Source organism: Candidatus Symbiopectobacterium sp. NZEC135, from assembly GCF_025962695.1.
Map to the genome: position 1 here is coordinate 1 of NZ_JAGFPF010000071.1, position 19,850 is coordinate 19,850.

The window sequence follows — 19,850 nt, forward strand, 5'->3', positions numbered from 1 at the left end:
AGCCTGCGCACCAGCCTACATTTTGCTATGATGGAAGCAAAAAATAATGTGTTGATGATCTCGGGTGCTAGTCCCTCGATTGGTAAGACGTTTATCAGTGCTAACCTGGGAGCGGTAATTTCACAAGCAGGTCAGAGAGTGTTAATTATTGACTGTGATATGCGTAAAGGTTATGCCCATGAATTGATGGGAGCGCAAAGTAATAATGGCCTTTCTGATATCCTGTCAGGACAGATACAAGTAACAGATGCGGTGCGTAAAACACATGTGGATGGCATGGATTTTATCCCTAGAGGACAAGTACCTCCGAATCCATCAGAACTGTTAATGCATAGTCGCTTTGCGGAGTTTATAAAGTGGGCCGTCGAAAATTACGATTTGGTGCTGTTGGACACTCCTCCAATTCTGGCAGTAACGGATGCGGCAATTATTAGCCGCCATGCGGGTACTTCACTGCTTGTCGCTCGTTTTGAGATGAATACAGTAAAAGAAATTGAAGTAAGTATTCGGCGTTTTGAGCAGAATGGGGCAGAAATTAAGGGCGTAATTCTTAATGCAATAGTTAAACGTGCAGCTGGGTATTACGGATATAACAATTATCATTATTATACTTATGATTATAAGCATGATAAGTAGATTTTTTGAAACATGACATTTTCTTTTTATCAAAAATATTGTTGATTAAATTCTATTTCATTTAAATATTTTTGTTAATGGTCTGTAGGTGAACGGTTTTGAAATGTATTATTGATTTTTATACGTCATAGGTAAGGTTTTTAGCATGGCTTTTGAAAACAAAGTTGCTTTTATAGGTGCTTCAGGATTCGTTGGTACTCGTCTTATTGATATCTCTTTTTCTGATTTTGAAATTAAAAATATTGATAAGGAAATGAGCCATTTTTATCCTGACATTACACAAATCTGTGATGTTAGAGATTTAAATAACTTGATCAAGGTTTTGGCCGATGTGACTATAGTTGTATTACTGGCTGCAGAACATCGAGATGATGTTAGTCCTTCATCACTTTATTATGATGTGAATGTGGAGGGGACAAAAAATGTATTGGTTGCTATGAATGAAAATAATATAAATAATATTATCTTCACAAGTTCGGTTGCAGTATATGGATTAAATAAAGAAAATCCTAATGAAATGTATCCCCACGACCCATTTAATCATTATGGGAAAAGTAAGTGGCAAGCAGAGGAAGTCTTACGTCAGTGGTTTAGTGAAAAACCGGGGCGTTCTTTAACTATTATTAGACCTACAGTGATTTTTGGTGAACGTAATAGAGGGAATGTATATAATTTGTTAAGCCAGATAGCTAGTGGCCGATTTCTCATGGTTGGTTCTGGAAATAATTATAAGTCTATGGCCTACGTCGGGAATATAGTAGAATTTATCAAATTTAAACTGAAAAATATTAAGCAGGAGTATCAGGTCTATAATTATGCCGATAAACCAGATTTAAATATGAACGAGCTTGTTGAAGAAGTCGGAGTATGTCTTCAAAAAAAAATCCCATCAGTGCATATACCCTATTTTTTGGGTATGTTCGGTGGGTATGCATTTGATCTAATTAAAAGTATTACAGGTAAAAAGTATGCAGTTAGCTCCGTTCGTGTTAAAAAATTCTGTGCGACCACTCAATTTGATTCAACAAAAATTAAAGAAACTGAATTTGTCCCACCATATTCATTAGTCGAAGGGTTAAGAAAAACTTTAACTTATGAGTTTGTTGAAAATAGAAATAATGATGGAGTGACTTTTCTCTCCGAGTAATTTAGATAACTAATTATTGATGATATGCTATATATAAATTTTGTATTTCCACCTTATGAAAACTTACCTGAAATAGAGCAATATTTATCATATTTTAATAAGCTAGGAGTTGTATGCTGTAAGAATAAAGGGGAAATTAATGGCTCAAGTGTTAGCGATGTTTATTTTGAATGGCATGTTATGGGGACGCATTTTTTTTATGAGCCGAGATTTAAATGCAAAACTAATATTTTTCAAAAAATATTGATTCATGAGTTCGCATCATTATCTACAGGGCGAAGTTTGTTTGAAAAGAAGGTAAAGAATTTTATTAAAAAATTTTTTTCGAGAAGAGCTGATCATTATATTTTTTTAAATGAAAATATCCGAAATTATTTTAAATTAAAAAACAATGCAAGTGATTTAAGAGATATGGGGGTTGCTGATTATTTTTTAGATATACCAGAAAGCATTACTGAACATTTTGAGTATGAATATGTTTATGTCGGTAGTATGGCTAAGGAAAGGAAGTTGGAAATCTTCCTTGATATATATTTAGAAAAAAAACAGAAAATATTATTGGTTGGTCAAGCAAGTACATATTTATTAAAGAAGTACGGTAATCATAAATGTATTACATTCACAGGGAAAGTTCCGCAGGAAAAAATACCAGAATATATTTCGATAAGTAAATACTGTGTAAACTATGTTCCTAACGAGTTTCCTTATAATATTCAAACGTCAACTAAGTTGATTGAATATCTATCTATGGGGAAAGATGTTATAAGTAATCGATATGATTGGGTTGAATCATTTTTAGCAAGCAAGGGTTTTGACTACTCATTGATAAAGGATGAGTTTATTCTGATCAAGGCTAATGATTCTTTTAAAGCAAATTCATGGGAAGAAATAATTAGTAGCTTGTCGATAACCAAGTTAATTAAGTCAAAATTATAATGTTCATAAAAAACACACTATTACTTAGTATTGAAAGAATATCGCGTGCGGGAATTGCATTTTTAATTTCTTTCATGCTTACTAAATACTATGGAATAGATATATACGGCATGTATGCATATTATATTGCTATGCTAAATATAATATGTGTTTCATTTTCTTTGGGGCTAGATGATTATTTCATAAAGGAAGTTGCTGAAGGAAAAAAAATACCATATTTTTTCTTCTTTATTAGAATATTACTGCTATTTTTATCGTTTATGACAATGTCCGTTTTTTTATATTTGAAAGAGCCCCCTGATGACTTTTTTGTTATTGTGTTGATGACATTAACATATATCTGGAATTTATTTTATCTCCTTTTAGCTATTGAAAATATTAAAAACAAAGCTTGGGTTGTTTTTAATATTATCTTAATAAGCGCCTTTTCTTTTATAATTAAATATGTATTCATTGAATATGGGATTTTAGTATTCATTATTATTTCATTTCTAGAGGGTGTTTTTTTAAATATATATTTATATCTTTCGGTTAAAAGTTTCTTTTCCTTTACCGAACATAAAACGTGGTTTGACTTCTATAATGTTTTAAAAAAATCGATACCTGTAGGGCTTGCTGCACTGTCAATAATTTTATTTTATAGAGTTGATCAATTAATTATAGAATTTTATCTTGGGAATATTCAACTTGGTATCTATGCCCTCGCATCAAGTATTTTATTAGCTCTTGGCTATCTTCAATCATCTTTTGTCACTTCTATGTATGGAAAACTAGGCAAAGCTAACAAAAACGATGATTTGTTGATGAAAGAGTTAAGATTTGCTTACAGTGGTGCGATTATCGTTGGCATAATTTGTTGTATCTGCTACTTATTTCCTGGGCGTTATTTATTACAAAAAATCATACCTGAACATAGTCATAATATTATTGAGTTATTAAATATTGGTGTTTTTTCCATATTCTTTTCTGGTTTTGGTGCAATTAATGCACAGTATTTGTTTTTGAGAGGAATGGTTGGAGCAAGACTTTTAAGAACAGTGTTTGCTGTAATCTTTAATGTTTGTTGGAATTTAATTTTAATTCCTTTTTATGGAACAAAATCAGCTATATGGGGCTTTTTGATAACGCAAGTTTTCATGGGGGTTGTTTTCAATATAGTAGATAAAAACACAAGAATGTTAATAAAGTGTCAGTTTTATTCTATTTTTATCTGGAAAAAATAATGAATTTTAAAATTATCATTTCTTGGTTTTTGACAATAATAGTAATTCCTATATGTATTGTTATTATACTTCTTTGGAAGTTTAATATTATAAAATACAAAACATGTGCTCAAATTATTTCTATTGTCCCAGGTATTTTGGGCATTTTTTTAAGGCGCATTTTTTATAAAATAACATTAAAAAAATGTGGTGAAAACCTCAATGTTTTCTGGGGTGCAGTGATTGTATATTCTGATGTTGAGATAGGCAATAATTGTACAATTGAAGAGTTTTGTATAATAAGTCACTGCAAGATTGGTAATGATGTTATTTTTGCTGCTAATGTGTCTGTCATGAGTGGAGCTAAACATCACGATGTCAATGATATTACTACTAGTTTTTACAACAGTAAAAGTGAGTGTCGTAAGCTCAGTTTAGGTAACAATCTTTGGATTGGCACGCATGCAGTAATTATGAATGATATAGGTTCTAATTGCGCTATTGGTGCTGGGGCCGTAGTCACTAAGTCAATTCCAGATATGACGGTTGCGGTTGGTGTGCCGGCTAAAGTAATAAAAACGCGAGGCGTAAGTAATGAATAATAATTTACTTAATGAACTATATATTACGCTGTTATTATTCATTACACCAGTGTTTACATTGTTTTCTTTATTTGGACTATTACCATTTTTCCCATACACGTTTTTGATTATGGGACTTGGTTTTTTATGTTGCGTCATCAATGTTATTATTTTTTGTTCTAGCGGAAATCGAAAACTTAGTTTGAATGATGTTTTTGTTAATCTGGCTTTTATTTTTTTTATATCAATAATCTTCTTGAATCATAATCTACGCTCTTATACTGAGGATGGGCGATATATTGATGCAATAAGATATTATTTTCCTTTTTTTATTATATCATATTTCAATTATTTTATAATGAAAGGTTATTCTTGTTATATCACAAAAAAACATGGTGAGATGGTTTTATTTTTTTATTTTATATCCCTAGGTTTTGTTAGTGTTATGTATTTGAATCTTGCTGAATTAAAGTTGGATTATTCTCAGTTACTAGATTCTTCATATATTGGTGTATATCAAACAGTAAGTGATGCTCTGCTTTTTTTATCAATAAGTTACGTGTGTATTAATGACATGACCTTACGGAAAAAATTAATTGTAATATTGCTTACATTGTTTTTTTTATTCATTCTTAACTCTAGATCTTCATTGTTTTCTTATTTTTTTGGTTGTTTTTTTTTATTAGATATAAAGAAATATATTTATAAAAAGCCTATTTTTTCATTCTTCAGCATCGCCAGTCTAATTGTTTTTATAATAGTTATTGACCCTACATCTTTAATATCTTCTTTTATTGGTGTCTTAGAAAGTGGGAATGCTAGAATTTATAATATAATATCTGGTGGGTTTTCATATGATGCGTCTTTTATGGGGAGAATAAAGCTTTTCTTACATTCTATTGATATAATAAAAGAAAGTCCAATAATAGGGGATTTTGCCTCTCAATATAATCAAGATATTGATGGCTTTGGAACTCGTTGGGGAGCATATACACATAGTATAATCGTTTATTGGGATCAGTTTGGTCTTGTTGGTTTTTTATTTATTTGTTACTTCATGATTAGTATTCTGCGGAAAAGTAAAATTATTAACCGTTCACTTAGGATAAATATTTACCCTATCGTATTTATGATTCTTATACAGCAGATTTTCGTTAAAAGTTTCACTTATTTTTATTTTTTCGCTTTGCTAGGATTGGTTGAGGGGTTAGTTAATGCACGTAAGTGTCGTATTAACAACTAGAAATTCATCGTCATATATAACTAGAGCATTGGATGCTTTATCTGTACAAAGTAATAGAGACTTTGAAGTTATAATTGTTGATGATGCAAGTGATGATGTTATTGAATTATCTATTATAGTCAATTCGTTTCAAAAAAAATTGAATATAAAGACTTTCTATCTGCAAAATAAAAAAAATGCATCTTATACAAGAAATTATGGAGCGAGTAAATCTATAGGCGATGTAATATCTTTCCATGATGCTGATGATATATGGGCTAGAAACAAAGTAGAAGTTATAATTGAACATTTTCAAAAAGAGCCAAACCAAGTTGCTCCAATATTATATTTCCATCAGACCCTTAGGGGAACATATGATGAAATAGATAGTGATAAATGTATTTTACTTCCGAGTGAATTTAATGAAGGCTGTAATATTGTTGACTATTTAATTAACGATTTTGGGGTAATTCAGACTTCGACAATAAGTATTAATCGAAGTTGCCTGGAAAAGGTTTGTTTCGATGACTCTCTTGTTAGACATCAAGATATACAGTATTGCATAGATGCTTACTTGAAAAATGTCAAATTCAGCTATATTCAAGCCCCTTTATCATATTGGGTAATTTTAGAACCAGCAGTGAATGCCGTCAGTAAAGGCGCAAGCGTTGATTTCTGTATTGACTGGGTTAAAAAAAATAGAAAAATTCTGAGTGAACTTAATATAATAAATTATTATGGGAATGTTATTTCTTTCATATCAATAAAGGAAAGATGTTTTTTTAAGGGTTTCTTTTATTTTTCTAATGAGTTCGGTTTAAAAATTGGCTTTAAAGCATTTTCTACTTTCTGTAAGATTTTTATTTCTAAGATCAAAGTTAAAATTCATAGAATGAGAGTTCGCAATGCGTAAAAATATAGTTTATGTGATCACTAAACCAGAGACTGGTGGCGCACAAAAATGGATTTATGAGCAGAAGAAAATGTTAGATGGAGAGTATAATATTTTTTTGATCACTTCAGGTAATGGCTGGTTGACTGAGCAATTTGATAATCACAAGGTCTTTCTAATTCCATCTCTAACTAGTATTAAAAAACCAATTGCTCTGTATTATTTGATCCTAATTCTAAAGAAGATAAAAGCTGATGTTGTTGTTAGTAGTTCTGCGAATGCTGGTTTTTATGCGAGATTGGCGAAAATTTTTTTTCCACATAAATCAATTTACGTGTCTCATGGTTGGTCATGTATTTATAATGGGGGTAAGTTTAAGTCATTATTTTGTTTTGTTGAGAAGTTATTGTCTTATTTTACCGATGAATTATTATGTGTTTCTAAAAGTGATAGGCGTAAGGCTATAGATACCATAGGAGTTAAGTCACAAAAAATCACTGTTATATCTAATACAGTAACTCCAATGTTGACGAAACAGCGAGTACTTATTCCTAAAAAAGTACTTTTTTTAGGTCGAATGGTTTATCCGAAAAGGCCTGATTTATTAGCAAGTGTAGCTTTATTAATACCATGTCTAGATTTTTACTTTGTTGGTGATGGTTCCTATGTTACAGAACTAAAAAGCAAATACAAAGATGCTAAAAATATTTTTTTTCTTGGTGAAGTGAAAAATTTTATATCTTTTAACGAATATGATATTTTTGTTTTATGTTCAGACAGTGAAGGCTTACCTATGTCAGCCATTGAGGCTGGCTCTGCTGGTATTCCACTCATACTAAGTGATGTAGGGGGATGTCATGAATTAGTTTATACATTATCAAACGGTAACTCAAATGGGCTGTTATTTAACAACGATGTGAATAATTTGAGGTTTACAATAGAGAATATGGTTAATAATTATCCCATTTTTTCTCAAGCAGCCCAAGATGTAATGAGAAATTATAATATTCAGTTTTATAAAAATGAATATATAAATCTTTTTGAAAAGGGTTAATGTTTTTATACACGTTTATAGGGTAAGGATAGAAAGTGTATGGCTATTTTAGTGACTGGTGGTGCAGGGTATATTGGATCACATACGGTATTGAGGTTACTCGAACAAAATTATAAAGTCATAGTAATAGATAATTACTCTAACTCGTCTCCGGAATCATTAAAGCGTGTTTCTGAAATTTGTAATAGATCTCCAATAGTACAACAGGGAGATATATGTGATAGGTATTTCCTGCGAAAAATATTCGAATCTTATCCTATAACTGATGTTATTCATTTTGCTGGTCTTAAGTCTGTAAGTGAGTCATGTGTAAAACCTATCGAGTATTATCATAATAATGTTTGTGGCGGGATGATTTTGTTAGAGGAAATGCAGAGATATTGTGTTAATCGGCTTATTTTTAGTTCATCAGCAACAGTATACGGTGAGCCTGAACGTGTACCTCTTGATGAATTAAGTAAGGTAGGAGGGACAACAAATCCATATGGAACCTCAAAATATATTTTTGAACGAATTCTTGAGGATGTTTCAATTGCTAACCCAAAAATGAATATTACAGTATTAAGATATTTTAATCCTGTCGGAGCCCATCAATCTGGCAAGATTGGCGAGGACCCAAATGGAATTCCAAATAATTTAATTCCATTTATTTCTCAAGTTGCTGTTGGAAGGTTAGAATACTTATCCGTTTTTGGGAATGACTATCTTACAATCGATGGGACTGGTGTTAGAGACTATATACATGTGATGGATCTCGCCGATGGTCATATTGCTGCATTAGAGAATAAAAAGAGCAATAGACGATTTAATATCTATAATTTGGGTACTGGAGTTGGTCATTCTGTCTTGGAAATTATAGCCGCATTTGAACGAATTACAAAAATCAATATCAATTATAAGATAAAAGAACGCCGTGCTGGTGATATCGCAGAGTGCTGGGCCGATCCTAGTCTCGCTGAGAAGGAGTTAGGATGGAAGGCATTACGGAGTATTGATGATATGATGAGAGATAGTTGGTCTTGGCAGAAAAAAAATCCAAATGGATATTAAAGTTAATTTGTTAGGTGGTTCATGAAAATAGCAATTGTAGGAACAGGGTATGTTGGTCTTTCGAACGCAATGCTCTTAGCCCAGAATCATTGCGTTATTGCATTAGATGTATTGACCGAGAAAGTTGAATTATTGAATAATAAACAATCTCCTATTGTCGATCAAGAGGTAAATTCTTTTTTAAGTGGGGGGGGGGTAAATTTTTTAGCTACGCTTGATAACAAGGAAGCGTATTCTGACGCGGATTTTATTATTATCGCAACGCCCACTGACTACGACCCAAAAACTAATTATTTCAATACTCAGTCAGTTGAGTCAGTAATTCGCGATGTGATAATGATAAATTCAAATGCTGTTATGATTATTAAATCCACTGTCCCTGTCGGGTTTACCAAAGCAGTAAAAGAAAAATACTCCACCGATAACATCATTTTCTCTCCTGAATTCCTGCGTGAAGGAAAAGCACTGCACGATAACCTTTACCCCTCTCGGATTGTTGTGGGTGAACGCTCAGCGCGTGCAGAGCAGTTTGCAAATCTGTTGCTTGAAGGTGCTATTAAAAAAGACGTGCCCGTTTTATTCACCGACTCAACGGAAGCAGAAGCAATAAAACTCTTTTCTAATACTTATCTTGCAATGCGCGTAGCCTACTTTAATGAGCTTGATAGCTACGCACAAATTAATGGTTTAGACAGTAAACAAATCATTGATGGCGTGGGGCTGGATCCTCGCATCGGCAGTCACTATAACAATCCCTCTTTTGGTTACGGTGGTTATTGCCTTCCCAAAGATACTAAGCAGTTACTGGCTAACTATGCCAGCGTTCCGAACAGTCTGATTAGTGCCATTGTTGAAGCAAACCGCACTCGCAAAGATTTTATCGCAGACACGATTATTGAGCGAGATCCGAAAGTCGTAGGCGTTTATCGCTTAGTCATGAAAGCAGGCTCAGATAATTTCCGCGCATCAGCCATTCAAGGGGTGATGAAGCGTATTAAAGCCAAAGGCATTGAAGTCGTTGTTTATGAGCCGGTGCTTAAGGAGGATACATTCTTCCGTTCTCGGGTTATCCGTGATCTTGATGTGTTTAAAGAAATGGCAGATGTCATTATCTCTAACCGTATGGCACCGGAATTGGCAGATGTCGCCGATAAAGTCTATACCCGCGATTTGTTCGGTTCAGATTAACCAAATTTGTAATAGAAGTGCAGATTTGCGAACACGCATCCAAATACTGAAGCAGTAAACCCCTTGCCACTCACCGCCGATGGCGGTATCGTTAACGCGCACCTGCAAAATCAGGTGCCAGGATTGGAACCCTGCCTGACTTCACTGACGACACCAAGCGCGTTTGCGCTTTTTTTGTGTCGTGCGCTTAGCTGCACTTCTATGGTGGGCCGGGCGGGGGCATCGCAAGATGCGCCGGTGTCAGTGAGGCCGGTAGTTCCAACCCCGTCCGGTTCCACCACCCAAGAGATTGGAACCTCTGGTGGTGGGTAGATACGATACTCGCTGGAGGCTGCCTTATGGCTACAACCCTCAACCAGACTCACCCGTTATTAACCATTCCTTTTAACGCAGACACTGATTTTACCGTGCTGGCCAATCACTGTGAGCATTTTTCAGATGCTATGCTCGAATGTGATGATAGTACCCTGAAGCTGGCACTGTGTGGTCGATTGGCTACCTGTCTTAGGTTGTTGAGATCCACACTGAATGCGCCCATTCCGCCTCATCTTATTGAAAGCCTGACCGTCAGTGCTCTCTCTGATACTTCTCCGCGTTTTGAACCTGATTCTGAATCTCTCTGTCAATATTGCCAAACGTTAGCGCAACTGCTTACCGAACAGAGGTTATCTTCAGAAACGACGCCGATTGTCACTGAGTTATTGGCAGAATTGGTTTGGTTTTTTTCGGCGGGTCTTAAGGCCCCTCATTGGTTGAAGACAGAGCACGGACTTAAAGAGATTGATGAAAAGCGAATGTGACGCAGCAAGCATGCTGCAAAGCATAAAATAACGCTGTGGTTAAGGGGGATTGAAGACAAAGCCACTTTACCTCTCGTCATCCTCGGCGTAAGCCGGGGATCTCTGTGAGAATAAACGAGTTTCTTCTGCAAGAGATTCCCGCTTTCGCGGGAATGACAAACGGTGTAGGAATTACAGAAAATGTAGTGTGTAGATGACCGGGTAAGAGAAACTTGGTTAGCCAACGTGCTAAATGGTTTTCTTTAGCGCACCTTGCCAGTCTGATAACGCAATGCCCAATCCCTTGATTTTGTCACTAGCCAACGTTGAGTAAGCTGGCCGGTGTGCTGGTGTGGGATACTGCGCGGTGGTAATCGGTGTGAGCGTTGGCGATTTATTCAAAACCGATTTCTGCACTGCCACCGTAAATATTGCCTGGGCAAATTCAAACCAGCTCACTTCTTTGTCACCCGTGTAGTGATAAATCCCGCCCGCAGCATTTTGCTGTAGCAGCGCAATAATTACTTGCGCCAAATCACCCGCATAAGTGGGGCAGCCGCGCTGGTCGTCAACAATGCTTAACGCATCCCGCTCTTTGCCTAAACGCAGCATGGTTTTCACAAAGTTATTGCCGTATTCACTAAACACCCAGGCGGTGCGCACGATAATTGCGTCCGGTGCGGTAGCGCTCACTGCCTGCTCACCCGCCAGTTTGGTTTTGCCATAAACGCTGAGTGGATTAGTCGGGCTCTGTTCGGTGTAGGGGGTGCTGGCATTGCCATCAAAAACGTAGTCGGTAGAAACGTGCACCAAACGAATGCCGTGCTGGGCGGCGACGCGGGCAAGATTAGCCGGACCAGCAACATTAATGCGCTCTGCCAGTTCCACGTCGCTTTCGGCTTTATCTACCGCCGTATAAGCCGCTGCATTAACAATGGCATCCGGTTTAAAGGCAATCACGGCGGCAGTGACTTGCTCCAAATCGGTAATATCCAATTCGGCAAAATCGGTGGCAAGAATGTGCCAATCAGCAGGCAACCTATCCTGAAAACAGCGACCAAGCTGGCCGTTTGCGCCGGTCAATAGCACTTTCATCAATCCAGTTCCTTGAAGCGTTTACCCAGCTTATCTTTTTCTGAAAGCAGCGGAGATTCCAGCGGCCATTCAATGCCCAAATCCGGATCGTTCCACAGCAGGCAGCCTTCGTCAGAAGGTTGGTAATATTCCGTGCACTTATATTCAAAATCGGCAACGTCAGAGAGCACGGCAAAGCCGTGTGCCAACCCCGGTGGCAGCCAAAGCTGGGTTTTGTTTTCTTCGGTTAATCGAAGGCCAAACCATTTTCCATAGCTCGGAGAATCTCGCCGAATATCCACTGCTACATCATACACTTCACCGCGCACCACACGCACCAGCTTGCCTTGCGGACGTGTTTTTTGGAAATGCAGCCCACGCAACACCCCTTTGCTGGAGCGAGAATGGTTATCCTGCACAAAATCCAGATCAATATTCAGCATTTGCTGGTAGCGGTTTTTCTCAAACGTCTCTAAAAAGAAGCCGCGGGCATCACCAAAAACTTTAGGTTGAATTACTTTAGCGCCGAAAATAGGGGTATCGATAACTTGCATAATGTTTTTCAATAAGTATTAGGTTGAAGGTGTGTTTATTCTGTGAGAGATCCCCGGCTTACGCCGAGGATGACGTATGTCAGTTACTGCTGAGATTCTTCAATCAGCCGTGACAGATACTGCCCATATTGGGTTTTACTCAGCAGCCGTGCTTCTTGAGCCACTTGCTCATGTGAGATCCAGCCTTTACGAAAGGCGATCTCTTCTAAACAAGCCACTTTCATTCCCTGACGTTTTTCAATGGTGTGAATAAACTGTGAGGCTTCAATCAGGCTATCATGGGTGCCCGTATCCAGCCAGGCAAAACCCCGGCCCAGCAGTTCTACGTTGAGCGTGCCTTGTTCCAGATACATCTGGTTGAGCGTAGTAATTTCCAATTCACCGCGTGCAGAGGGTTTGACTTGTTTAGCCATCTCCACTACATCTTTGTCATAAAAATAGAGCCCGGTTACTGCCCAGTTGGATTTAGGCTTGAGCGGCTTCTCTTCGATGGAAAGTGCTTTAAAGTTGCCATCAAATTCGACCACGCCAAAGCGCTCTGGGTCGGTCACCTGATAGCCAAACACCGTTGCGCCTTGTTCTTTCGCTACCGCACTTTCCAGCTTTTTGCCGAAGCTTTGGCCGAAATAAATATTGTCACCCAAAATCAATGCGCAGCGTTCACCGTTGATAAACTCTTCACCGATGATAAACGCCTGTGCCAGGCCGTCCGGGCTTGGCTGCTCTGCATAGCTGAGGTTGATGCCAAAGTGGCTGCCGTCACCCAGCAAGCGCCGGAATGAAGGAAGATCTTCCGGGGTGCTGATAATCAAAATATCCCGAATGCCTGCCAGCATCAGCACAGAAATGGGGTAATACACCATGGGTTTGTCATAGATGGGCAGGAGCTGTTTTGATATCCCGCGTGTGATGGGGTAAAGCCGAGTACCAGACCCACCCGCCAATACGATGCCTTTCATTGTTAAGCCTTCGTTTTAGATGCCAGAGCTAGAGAGTAGGGCTGCGAGTATACAATATCGATGCGGAATTGTCTGAACTATCATAAATATGTCGTTGTTCAGGTAGCGTTGTGAGTAATTGGGTGTAACCTTATTCTCACAGCCACGTTATGATGGCAGAAAAATGACAACGGATAACAAGAGAGTTAATGCATGGCAACAACATTGAAAGCGATTATCCCCGTCGCCGGGCTGGGTATGAACCTGCTGCCGGTAACAAAAGCGATCCCCAAAGAGATGCTGCCGTTGGTGGACCGTCCGGTCATCGAGAAAATCGTTAACGAGTGCGTCAATGCGGGTATCAAAGAGATTGTGCTGGTCACGCACGCCTCAAAAAACGCCATTGAAAACCATTTTGATACCTCTTTCGAGCTGGAATCTTTGCTGGAAGAGCGGCAAAAACGCCAACTGCTGGCCGAAGTGCAAGCGATCTGTCCGAAGGGCGTGACCATCATGAACGTGCGCCAGGGCGAAACGTTGGGGCTGGGCCATGCCATCAACTGCGCGCGTCCCATCGTTGGTGATAACCCGTTTGTGGTGGTGCTGCCGGATGTGGTGATGGATGAAGCCAGTGCCGATCAGCATAAAGAGAATCTGGCACAGCTGATTGCACGTTTTGAAGCAACGGGCCACAGCCAGGTGTTGGTAAAACATCGTCCTTATGAAGTGCTGCCGGAATACTCTGTGGTGGAATGCGCTAAGCCGTTGAACCATGCAGGTGACGCAGCGGTCATCACGTCCATGATTGAAAAACCGGAAGTGCCGCCAGAAGAAGGGTCTGATTTGTCGGCGGTCGGGCGCTATGTGCTGTCGGCCGATGCCTGGTCGATTCTGGAAAAAACGTCCGCCGGTGCCTGGGGCCGTATCCAACTGACCGATGCCATTGCTGAACTGATTGAGCAAAACCATCAGGTAGATGCAGTGCAGATGGCAGGGCGCAGTTTCAACTGCGGGCGCAAGCTCGGTTATATGCAGGCGTTTGTGGCCTATGGTTTGCGTAACCCTGAATTTGGTGATGCGTTTAAAGCCAGCATCAAAGAATTGCTGAATAAATAGTCGGCGATGCACCCCGCTAAGCCCTGCCACCGTGCAGGGCTTTTCTCTTCTTTAGACCTATCACTATCCACATGCCTTAAGCTGAGTTACCATATCCGCCTGCTTTTGCGTGTCTGTCGTCGTCGTGATACAGGCAGGTTATCCTTCAGACAGGAGTTGCTTTAATGTCCAAACAGCAAATTGGCGTGGTGGGTATGGCGGTGATGGGGCGCAATCTGGCGCTTAACATCGAAAGTCGTGGTTACACCGTGTCCATTTTCAACCGCTCTCGTGAAAAAACCGAAGAAGTGGTGGCCGAAAACCCCGGCAAAAAACTGGTGCCTTATTATACCGTTGAAGAGTTTGTAGCGTCGCTGGAATCCCCGCGTCGCATTCTGTTGATGGTTAAAGCCGGTGAAGGCACGGACAAAGCGATCGAATCCCTGAAGCCCTATCTGGATAAAGGCGACATCATTATTGATGGCGGTAACACCTTCTTCCAGGACACCATCCGCCGCAACCGTGAGCTGTCTGCGGAAGGGTTTAACTTTATCGGCACCGGCGTCTCCGGTGGCGAAGAGGGCGCACTAAAAGGCCCTTCCATCATGCCGGGTGGGCAGAAAGATGCCTATGAGCTGGTGGCGCCCATTTTGGAAAAAATTGCTGCCCGTGCCGAAGGCGAAGCCTGCGTCACTTATATCGGGCCAGACGGTGCCGGTCACTATGTAAAAATGGTGCACAACGGCATCGAATATGGCGATATGCAACTGATTGCTGAAGCCTATTCACTGCTGAAGCATGGCTTGAACCTGTCCAACGATGAGCTGGCAAAAACCTTCTCTGAATGGAATGCCGGCGAACTGAGCAGCTACCTGATCGACATCACCAAAGATATCTTCACCAAGAAAGATGAAGAAGGTAACTATCTGGTTGATGTGATCCTGGATGAAGCGGCCAACAAAGGCACCGGTAAATGGACCAGCCAAAGCTCGCTCGATCTTGGTGAGCCGCTGTCTCTGATCACCGAATCTGTGTTTGCGCGCTATATCTCCTCTCTGAAAGAGCAGCGTGTTGCTGCCTCCAAAGTGTTGACCGGTCCGCAGGCTAAACCGTTTAGCGGTGATAAGGCAACCTTTATTGAGAACGTGCGCCGTGCGCTCTATCTGGGTAAAATCGTTTCCTATGCGCAAGGTTTCTCACAGCTGCGTGCAGCGTCAGAAGAGCACCAGTGGAACCTGAATTACGGTGAAATCGCCAAGATTTTCCGTGCCGGTTGCATTATTCGTGCCCAGTTCCTGCAAAAAATCACCGATGCCTACGCGGCAACGCCGGATATCGCTAACCTGCTGCTGGCACCTTACTTCAAGAAAGCGGCCGATGAATACCAGCAGGCACTGCGTGATGTGGTGGCCTATGCGGTACAAAACGGTATCCCGACGCCGACCTTCTCAGCGGCTATTTCTTATTACGACAGCTATCGTTCCGCAGTGTTGCCCGCCAACCTGATTCAGGCGCAGCGCGACTACTTTGGTGCGCACACCTACAAACGTACTGATAAAGAAGGCGTATTCCACACCGAGTGGTTGGAATAAGTTATTTCCTAAAATTACGTTGCCGAATAAACGCCGAATAGTCCCGCTATTCGGCGTTTTGCGTATGGTGTTTTCGTTAAGATCAAATTAATCATTGGGTTATGAATAATTTCCTTTTTCTCGCCGTGCATTTTTGTTAACGTTGACAAGAGCGTAATTTACAATTTTGCTGTTTATTGTAGCGAGATCTTGCTATTTTTAAGCTTGTGTAAAAAAAAACAGAGTCACACGATGGAGAGCGTTAAGATTCTCTGTCGTATAATCTATTGCTGAGAATCTATCCCCTCAGTGGAGCGATGTCGCCGTGGTCGGAGTGGGCTGTGCCGCGCATCGCGGTTAAAGAAGGTTGGGATGCGGTTCCTCGGAACGGTATTCCGCCCTGAAGCGCTTCATTTGTTAATAAAGGAAATCGTAATGAAGAAGACGTTACTTACGTTGGCCCTGGCAGTTGCCATGTCCTCTGGTGCGTATGCCGCAGCGCCTGGTGTGGCAGCTGGCGCCGCTACTACCACCACTACCTCGTCCGTTGGTGCGGCGGGTGTGGCGGCGGGTGCTGCTGGCGCAGGTGCTGCTGCTGGTACCACGGCGCTGATTGCTGTGGGTGTGACAGCTGCGGTTGCAGCTGGTGTTGCCGTTGCAGTTGCCAGCAATGACGATAGCACCGGTACTGGCACGACCACTACCGGTTCAGTTCCGACTCGCTAAGGTTGTTTTATAGCCAAGGCCACTTCGGTGGCCTTTCTTTTATTGTTTCTGGCCGTTTCGCGAGACATTCACGCAATGATAAAAATAACGCTCGTGGCAAAATGCAATGCGCTGATGTTACTGCCGCTGTTAGCACTCGCATTGACCGGTTGTTCCCGAAATATGGATGCGTTCCAAAAAACCGCCAAATTGGCAATTTGGGGAACGGATGATGTGCAGGTTTCCGCTGAACGGGTTGAAAAAACGCCTTATGCTTCCGCCTATCTTAAGGTGGGCAAGGCTTCTCAGGCCTTTGTGGTGCTGGCCTTCGCAGAAAATGATCAGCTTAAGTGGATCGGTGCAGACAGCAACATTCTGGTGATGCAGCAGGGCCGCATGGTGAAAACGCAGGGCTTTGGTGAAGATATTGCCCATGTAATTAATGTCACGCCCGATCCGCTTGCCGTTGGCCTGCTAAAACCGTCAACTCCGATGTATTGGCAGGGGAAAATGGCCTGGTCGCAGGTGCAGCGCGGTGATTATGCGGTTGAATCCGTGTTTCAGGCGCGGGGTAAAGAAACGGTGACGATTCTGGGCAAGCCGCGCCAATTGCTTAAATTTACCGAGCAAGTTTCGGTTTCTGCCTTAAACGCTGAATATACCAACACCTATTGGTTAGATCCCGGCACAGGGCAGGTGGTGCAAACCTGGCAATATATGGGGCCGGACATGGCACTGGTCAAATTCACGGTATTAAAACCCTACGTACAATAAGGGACTGACATGTTGGTATTTTCCCGTATGGTACTCCTGATGCTGTTTACAGTGGGGGCGGCACAGGCAGCGCAGTTGACAGTAAAAACCCCGCAGCAAACGCTGGCGATGGTAAAGCAAGCGGATGGCACGCGACTGATTGCGTTTTATCAACAGGTGGCGTTTCCTGCCGATGTTAATTGGCGCAGCGCGTTAATTTCTGATTACGCCAGTACCAAGAACGTGTATGCACAGGCAGAACAATTGCGCAAATCGTTGGCTGAACTGGAAACCCGCTGGCGCAACTCTGGCGATGGCGATTTGGCGATTTCCGCCTGGCTGATGCGTAAAATGCTGGATCAGGTTGACGTGGCTGGGCGAATCTCCACGCCGCTCGATCCCGACAGAATTCGGCTAAATCCACAAGCTAACCGCCCCTTGGTCGGTGACTATGCGCTCTATATTGCACCGTTGGCATCACGTTTTACGCTGGCGGGGCTTATCAACACCGATGCTGATGTGGCAGAGCTGAAAACGGTGGGGGATGTGGCGTTGCAATCGGGCTGGACGGTGCGTGATTATGTGTTGGAGCGTCGTTTCCTGGCGGGTGCCAATCAGGATGTTGGTTACCTTATCGATGGGCAAGGCACATGGCGCAAAGTGCCACTGGCGTTGTGGAACCAGCAGCACATTGAACCCGCTGCGGGTGAAACGCTGTTTATTGGTTTCAATCCCAGTGTCTTACCCGACGAATTTGCGTCTTTGAACGATCAAATCGCTGATTTTCTGGCTAACCGGATCCCACACTAATGACAAAGAACAGAAGATTTACAATAGGCTGTCTGTCGTTGGCCATCGGCAGCGCATTAGCGGGTCAGGCGGTGGCGCAAGATATCGCCCAGCAAAGTGATAGGGTTAAAAGCGTCACTAACCCCAATACCCGTTTTGACAGTGCAGGCGTATCGCAGTCTGATTTTGGTGGCACCGGGTTGCTGCAAATGCCGACAGCGCGCATGGCGCGCAGCGGTGAGTTTAACCTCAACTACCGCGATAACGAGGAATACCGACGTTATTCTGTGTCGTTGCAACTGTTTGATTGGTTGGAGAGCACGGTACGTTATACCGATATTCGTACTCGGCCATACAGTCATGATGTCAATTTTAGTGGCAATCAAACCTATAAAGACAAGTCTTTCGATGTGAAAGCGCGGCTTTGGCAGGAAAGCGCATGGATGCCGGATGTCTCTTTTGGCCTACGTGATATTGCCGGTACCGGGCTGTTTGACAGTGAATATCTGGTTGCCAGCAAGCGCATGGGACCGTTTGATTTCACGCTTGGCATTGGCTGGGGCAATATGGCCGAAAGCGGTAATATTAAAAACCCGGCTTGTGAATTTAAAGCCAGTTTTTGTCAGCGGAGTAGTAGCTATGCTGCGGGTGGCGGACAGTTTGAGGTGAAAAACTTCTTTCATGGTCCGGCAGCACTTTTTGGCGGGATAGAATATCAAACTCCATGGAATCCGCTGCGTTTTAAACTGGAATATGACGGTAACGATTACAGCGACGAAGCTGCCGATCGCGAACGTCCGGAGAAAATCAAACAAGACTCCCCCTTCAATATCGGTATGGTATATCGTGTGAGTGATTACTTCGATACCACCCTTTCCTGGCAGCGCGGCAACACCTTGATGTGGGGCTTTAGCCTGCACACCAACTTTAACGATCTGCGTCCGGTGCATCCGGAAGATATTCCACCTGTTTATGCGCCCGTGCATTCGGTTAACGGTACTAACTGGCAGCAGATAGCGCGTGAATTGGATGAGAAAGCCGGTTACAGCGATGCCGATATTTATGCCGATGCCCAGCAGGTCACTATCGTTGCCGAACAAGAGAAATACCGTGATAAAAATGATGCCAATCAGCGTGCTGCGACCATTTTGGCCAATCATGTACCCGAGAGCGTAGGGGAATACCATATTGTGCGCCGCAGTCAGCGTCTGCCTGTGGAAAGTACAGCGGTGGATAGCAAAGCGTTCCGCGAGGTGCAAACGGCATCTATACCGTTAGGGCAACCGGAACCTGTCAGCCACCGTGCAGAGCCCGTTGCTGATATCAATGGGCAATCGGTGCTACGCAGTGAACCATCACGCTTAACCTACTCGGTAGAGCCCGCATTGGTACAGTCTGTTGGCGGCGCTGAATCATTTTATATGTATCAGGTCTCGCTCAATGGCAGTGCGGATTATCGCCTGAGCGATCACTGGTCTGTCGGCGGTGCAGCGTCATTGAACCTGATCAATAACTACGATCGTTTCAATTATAAAACGCCACCGAAAGATAGCAGCTTGCCGCGTGTCAGAACCTGGATTCGTGAATACGTAACCTCTTCGGATGTGCTGCTGACCAACCTGCAACTGACGCGCATGGATAACCCGGCGACAGACTGGTATACCCAGGTGTACGGCGGTTATCT

General features: G+C 41.8%; 21 protein-coding genes. 18 read left to right on the plus strand and 3 right to left on the minus strand.

All coding sequences use genetic code 11. The features are described from left to right. The 12 genes from J5224_RS21195 to J5224_RS21250 all read left to right on the plus strand — a co-directional run. Positions 1-636 (plus strand): polysaccharide biosynthesis tyrosine autokinase (locus J5224_RS21195; protein WP_264627238.1); only part of this gene is annotated, 636 nt, incomplete at its 5' end. A gap of 145 nt (positions 637-781) precedes the next feature. Continuing rightward, the gene (locus J5224_RS21200) at positions 782-1,783 is read left to right on the plus strand and encodes an NAD-dependent epimerase/dehydratase family protein (RefSeq protein ID WP_264627239.1); all 1,002 of its coding nucleotides are present in this window, start codon (positions 782-784) and stop codon (positions 1,781-1,783) included. A 24-nt stretch (positions 1,784-1,807) separates the two neighbouring features. Continuing rightward, positions 1,808-2,719 carry a glycosyltransferase gene (locus J5224_RS21205; protein ID WP_264627240.1) on the plus strand — a complete coding sequence of 304 codons (912 nt, stop codon included), beginning with the start codon at positions 1,808-1,810 and terminating at the stop codon, positions 2,717-2,719. Beyond that, a complete protein-coding gene (locus J5224_RS21210; RefSeq protein WP_264627241.1) occupies positions 2,719-3,942 on the plus strand; it encodes a polysaccharide biosynthesis C-terminal domain-containing protein in 1,224 nt (407 codons plus the stop codon). Before J5224_RS21205 ends, J5224_RS21210 begins: the two co-directional genes overlap by 1 nt. Then, a complete protein-coding gene (locus J5224_RS21215; RefSeq protein ID WP_319802466.1) occupies positions 3,942-4,523 on the plus strand; it encodes an acyltransferase in 582 nt (193 codons plus the stop codon). Before J5224_RS21210 ends, J5224_RS21215 begins: the two co-directional genes overlap by 1 nt. Continuing rightward, positions 4,516-5,745 carry an O-antigen ligase family protein gene (locus J5224_RS21220; protein ID WP_264627242.1) on the plus strand — a complete coding sequence of 410 codons (1,230 nt, stop codon included), beginning with the start codon at positions 4,516-4,518 and terminating at the stop codon, positions 5,743-5,745. The genes J5224_RS21215 and J5224_RS21220 overlap by 8 nt, the downstream gene beginning before the upstream one ends. Continuing rightward, positions 5,717-6,637, plus strand: a complete 921-nt coding sequence (locus tag J5224_RS21225) for a glycosyltransferase family 2 protein (protein ID WP_264627243.1) — start codon at positions 5,717-5,719, stop codon at positions 6,635-6,637. The genes J5224_RS21220 and J5224_RS21225 overlap by 29 nt, the downstream gene beginning before the upstream one ends. Then, positions 6,630-7,670, plus strand: a complete 1,041-nt coding sequence (locus J5224_RS21230; protein WP_264627244.1) for a glycosyltransferase — start codon at positions 6,630-6,632, stop codon at positions 7,668-7,670. The genes J5224_RS21225 and J5224_RS21230 overlap by 8 nt, the downstream gene beginning before the upstream one ends. Before the next feature lie 39 nt (positions 7,671-7,709). Further along, positions 7,710-8,720: a UDP-glucose 4-epimerase GalE gene (galE, locus tag J5224_RS21235; RefSeq protein ID WP_264627245.1), complete on the plus strand. Its 1,011-nt coding sequence runs from the start codon at positions 7,710-7,712 to the stop codon at positions 8,718-8,720. A 21-nt stretch (positions 8,721-8,741) separates the two neighbouring features. Then, positions 8,742-9,908 carry a nucleotide sugar dehydrogenase gene (locus J5224_RS21240; protein ID WP_264627246.1) on the plus strand — a complete coding sequence of 389 codons (1,167 nt, stop codon included), beginning with the start codon at positions 8,742-8,744 and terminating at the stop codon, positions 9,906-9,908. A gap of 63 nt (positions 9,909-9,971) precedes the next feature. Continuing rightward, positions 9,972-10,220 (plus strand): ash family protein, encoded by a 249-nt coding sequence (locus tag J5224_RS21245; protein WP_264627247.1) that lies wholly within the window; start codon positions 9,972-9,974, stop codon positions 10,218-10,220. Positions 10,221-10,246: 26 nt separating this feature from the next. Next, positions 10,247-10,708, plus strand: a complete 462-nt coding sequence (locus J5224_RS21250; protein WP_264627248.1) for a hypothetical protein — start codon at positions 10,247-10,249, stop codon at positions 10,706-10,708. A 228-nt stretch (positions 10,709-10,936) separates the two neighbouring features. On the opposite strand, the gene rfbD is transcribed toward J5224_RS21250, so the two are convergent. The 3 genes from rfbD to rfbA form a co-directional block, all read right to left on the minus strand. Continuing rightward, on the minus strand, positions 10,937-11,782 hold the full coding sequence (gene rfbD / locus J5224_RS21255) for a dTDP-4-dehydrorhamnose reductase (protein ID WP_264627249.1): 846 nt from the start codon (positions 11,780-11,782) through the stop codon (positions 10,937-10,939). Continuing rightward, complete coding sequence (gene rfbC, locus J5224_RS21260) at positions 11,782-12,315, minus strand: dTDP-4-dehydrorhamnose 3,5-epimerase (protein ID WP_264627250.1); 534 nt, start codon at positions 12,313-12,315, stop codon at positions 11,782-11,784. The genes rfbD and rfbC overlap by 1 nt, the downstream gene beginning before the upstream one ends. A gap of 83 nt (positions 12,316-12,398) precedes the next feature. Beyond that, a complete protein-coding gene (gene rfbA, locus J5224_RS21265; RefSeq protein WP_264627251.1) occupies positions 12,399-13,274 on the minus strand; it encodes a glucose-1-phosphate thymidylyltransferase RfbA in 876 nt (291 codons plus the stop codon). A 192-nt stretch (positions 13,275-13,466) separates the two neighbouring features. Here rfbA and J5224_RS21270 point away from each other — a divergent pair, with 192 nt between their 5' ends. From J5224_RS21270 to J5224_RS21295, 6 genes are all read left to right on the plus strand, one after another. Continuing rightward, positions 13,467-14,369 carry a sugar phosphate nucleotidyltransferase gene (locus J5224_RS21270; RefSeq protein ID WP_264627252.1) on the plus strand — a complete coding sequence of 301 codons (903 nt, stop codon included), beginning with the start codon at positions 13,467-13,469 and terminating at the stop codon, positions 14,367-14,369. A 164-nt stretch (positions 14,370-14,533) separates the two neighbouring features. Then, positions 14,534-15,940, plus strand: coding sequence for an NADP-dependent phosphogluconate dehydrogenase (gene gndA / locus J5224_RS21275; RefSeq protein ID WP_264627253.1), 1,407 nt, complete (start codon positions 14,534-14,536; stop codon positions 15,938-15,940). A 414-nt stretch (positions 15,941-16,354) separates the two neighbouring features. Next, positions 16,355-16,645 (plus strand): hypothetical protein, encoded by a 291-nt coding sequence (locus tag J5224_RS21280; protein WP_264627254.1) that lies wholly within the window; start codon positions 16,355-16,357, stop codon positions 16,643-16,645. Between the two features lie 75 nt (positions 16,646-16,720). Beyond that, entirely contained in the window at positions 16,721-17,398 is a 678-nt protein-coding gene (locus tag J5224_RS21285) for a YjbF family lipoprotein (protein ID WP_264627255.1), read from the plus strand. 9 nt (positions 17,399-17,407) lie between these two features. Next, complete coding sequence (locus J5224_RS21290; RefSeq protein WP_264627256.1) at positions 17,408-18,187, plus strand: capsule biosynthesis GfcC family protein; 780 nt, start codon at positions 17,408-17,410, stop codon at positions 18,185-18,187. Further along, positions 18,187-19,850, plus strand: a 1,664-nt coding sequence (locus J5224_RS21295) for a YjbH domain-containing protein (protein ID WP_264627257.1), incomplete at its 3' end; no start/stop codon positions are given. The genes J5224_RS21290 and J5224_RS21295, both read left to right, overlap by 1 nt.

Excerpts from the sequence above, each read along its gene's own strand:
- J5224_RS21210 (WP_264627241.1), top strand. The coding sequence starts at position 2,719 with ATGTTCATAAAAAACACACTATTACTTAGTATTGAAAGAATATCGCGT.
- J5224_RS21215 (WP_319802466.1), top strand. The coding sequence starts at position 3,942 with ATGAATTTTAAAATTATCATTTCTTGGTTTTTGACAATAATAGTAATT.
- J5224_RS21285 (WP_264627255.1), top strand. The coding sequence starts at position 16,721 with ATGATAAAAATAACGCTCGTGGCAAAATGCAATGCGCTGATGTTACTG.
- gndA (WP_264627253.1), top strand. The coding sequence starts at position 14,534 with ATGTCCAAACAGCAAATTGGCGTGGTGGGTATGGCGGTGATGGGGCGC.
- J5224_RS21225 (WP_264627243.1), top strand. The coding sequence starts at position 5,717 with ATGCACGTAAGTGTCGTATTAACAACTAGAAATTCATCGTCATATATA.
- J5224_RS21240 (WP_264627246.1), top strand. The coding sequence starts at position 8,742 with ATGAAAATAGCAATTGTAGGAACAGGGTATGTTGGTCTTTCGAACGCA.
- J5224_RS21290 (WP_264627256.1), top strand. The coding sequence starts at position 17,408 with ATGTTGGTATTTTCCCGTATGGTACTCCTGATGCTGTTTACAGTGGGG.
- galE (WP_264627245.1), top strand. The coding sequence starts at position 7,710 with ATGGCTATTTTAGTGACTGGTGGTGCAGGGTATATTGGATCACATACG.
- J5224_RS21250 (WP_264627248.1), top strand. The coding sequence starts at position 10,247 with ATGGCTACAACCCTCAACCAGACTCACCCGTTATTAACCATTCCTTTT.
- rfbC (WP_264627250.1), bottom strand. The coding sequence starts at position 12,315 with ATGCAAGTTATCGATACCCCTATTTTCGGCGCTAAAGTAATTCAACCT.
- J5224_RS21280 (WP_264627254.1), top strand. The coding sequence starts at position 16,355 with ATGAAGAAGACGTTACTTACGTTGGCCCTGGCAGTTGCCATGTCCTCT.
- rfbA (WP_264627251.1), bottom strand. The coding sequence starts at position 13,274 with ATGAAAGGCATCGTATTGGCGGGTGGGTCTGGTACTCGGCTTTACCCC.
- J5224_RS21200 (WP_264627239.1), top strand. The coding sequence starts at position 782 with ATGGCTTTTGAAAACAAAGTTGCTTTTATAGGTGCTTCAGGATTCGTT.
- J5224_RS21270 (WP_264627252.1), top strand. The coding sequence starts at position 13,467 with ATGGCAACAACATTGAAAGCGATTATCCCCGTCGCCGGGCTGGGTATG.
- J5224_RS21220 (WP_264627242.1), top strand. The coding sequence starts at position 4,516 with ATGAATAATAATTTACTTAATGAACTATATATTACGCTGTTATTATTC.
- rfbD (WP_264627249.1), bottom strand. The coding sequence starts at position 11,782 with ATGAAAGTGCTATTGACCGGCGCAAACGGCCAGCTTGGTCGCTGTTTT.
- J5224_RS21205 (WP_264627240.1), top strand. The coding sequence starts at position 1,808 with ATGCTATATATAAATTTTGTATTTCCACCTTATGAAAACTTACCTGAA.
- J5224_RS21230 (WP_264627244.1), top strand. The coding sequence starts at position 6,630 with ATGCGTAAAAATATAGTTTATGTGATCACTAAACCAGAGACTGGTGGC.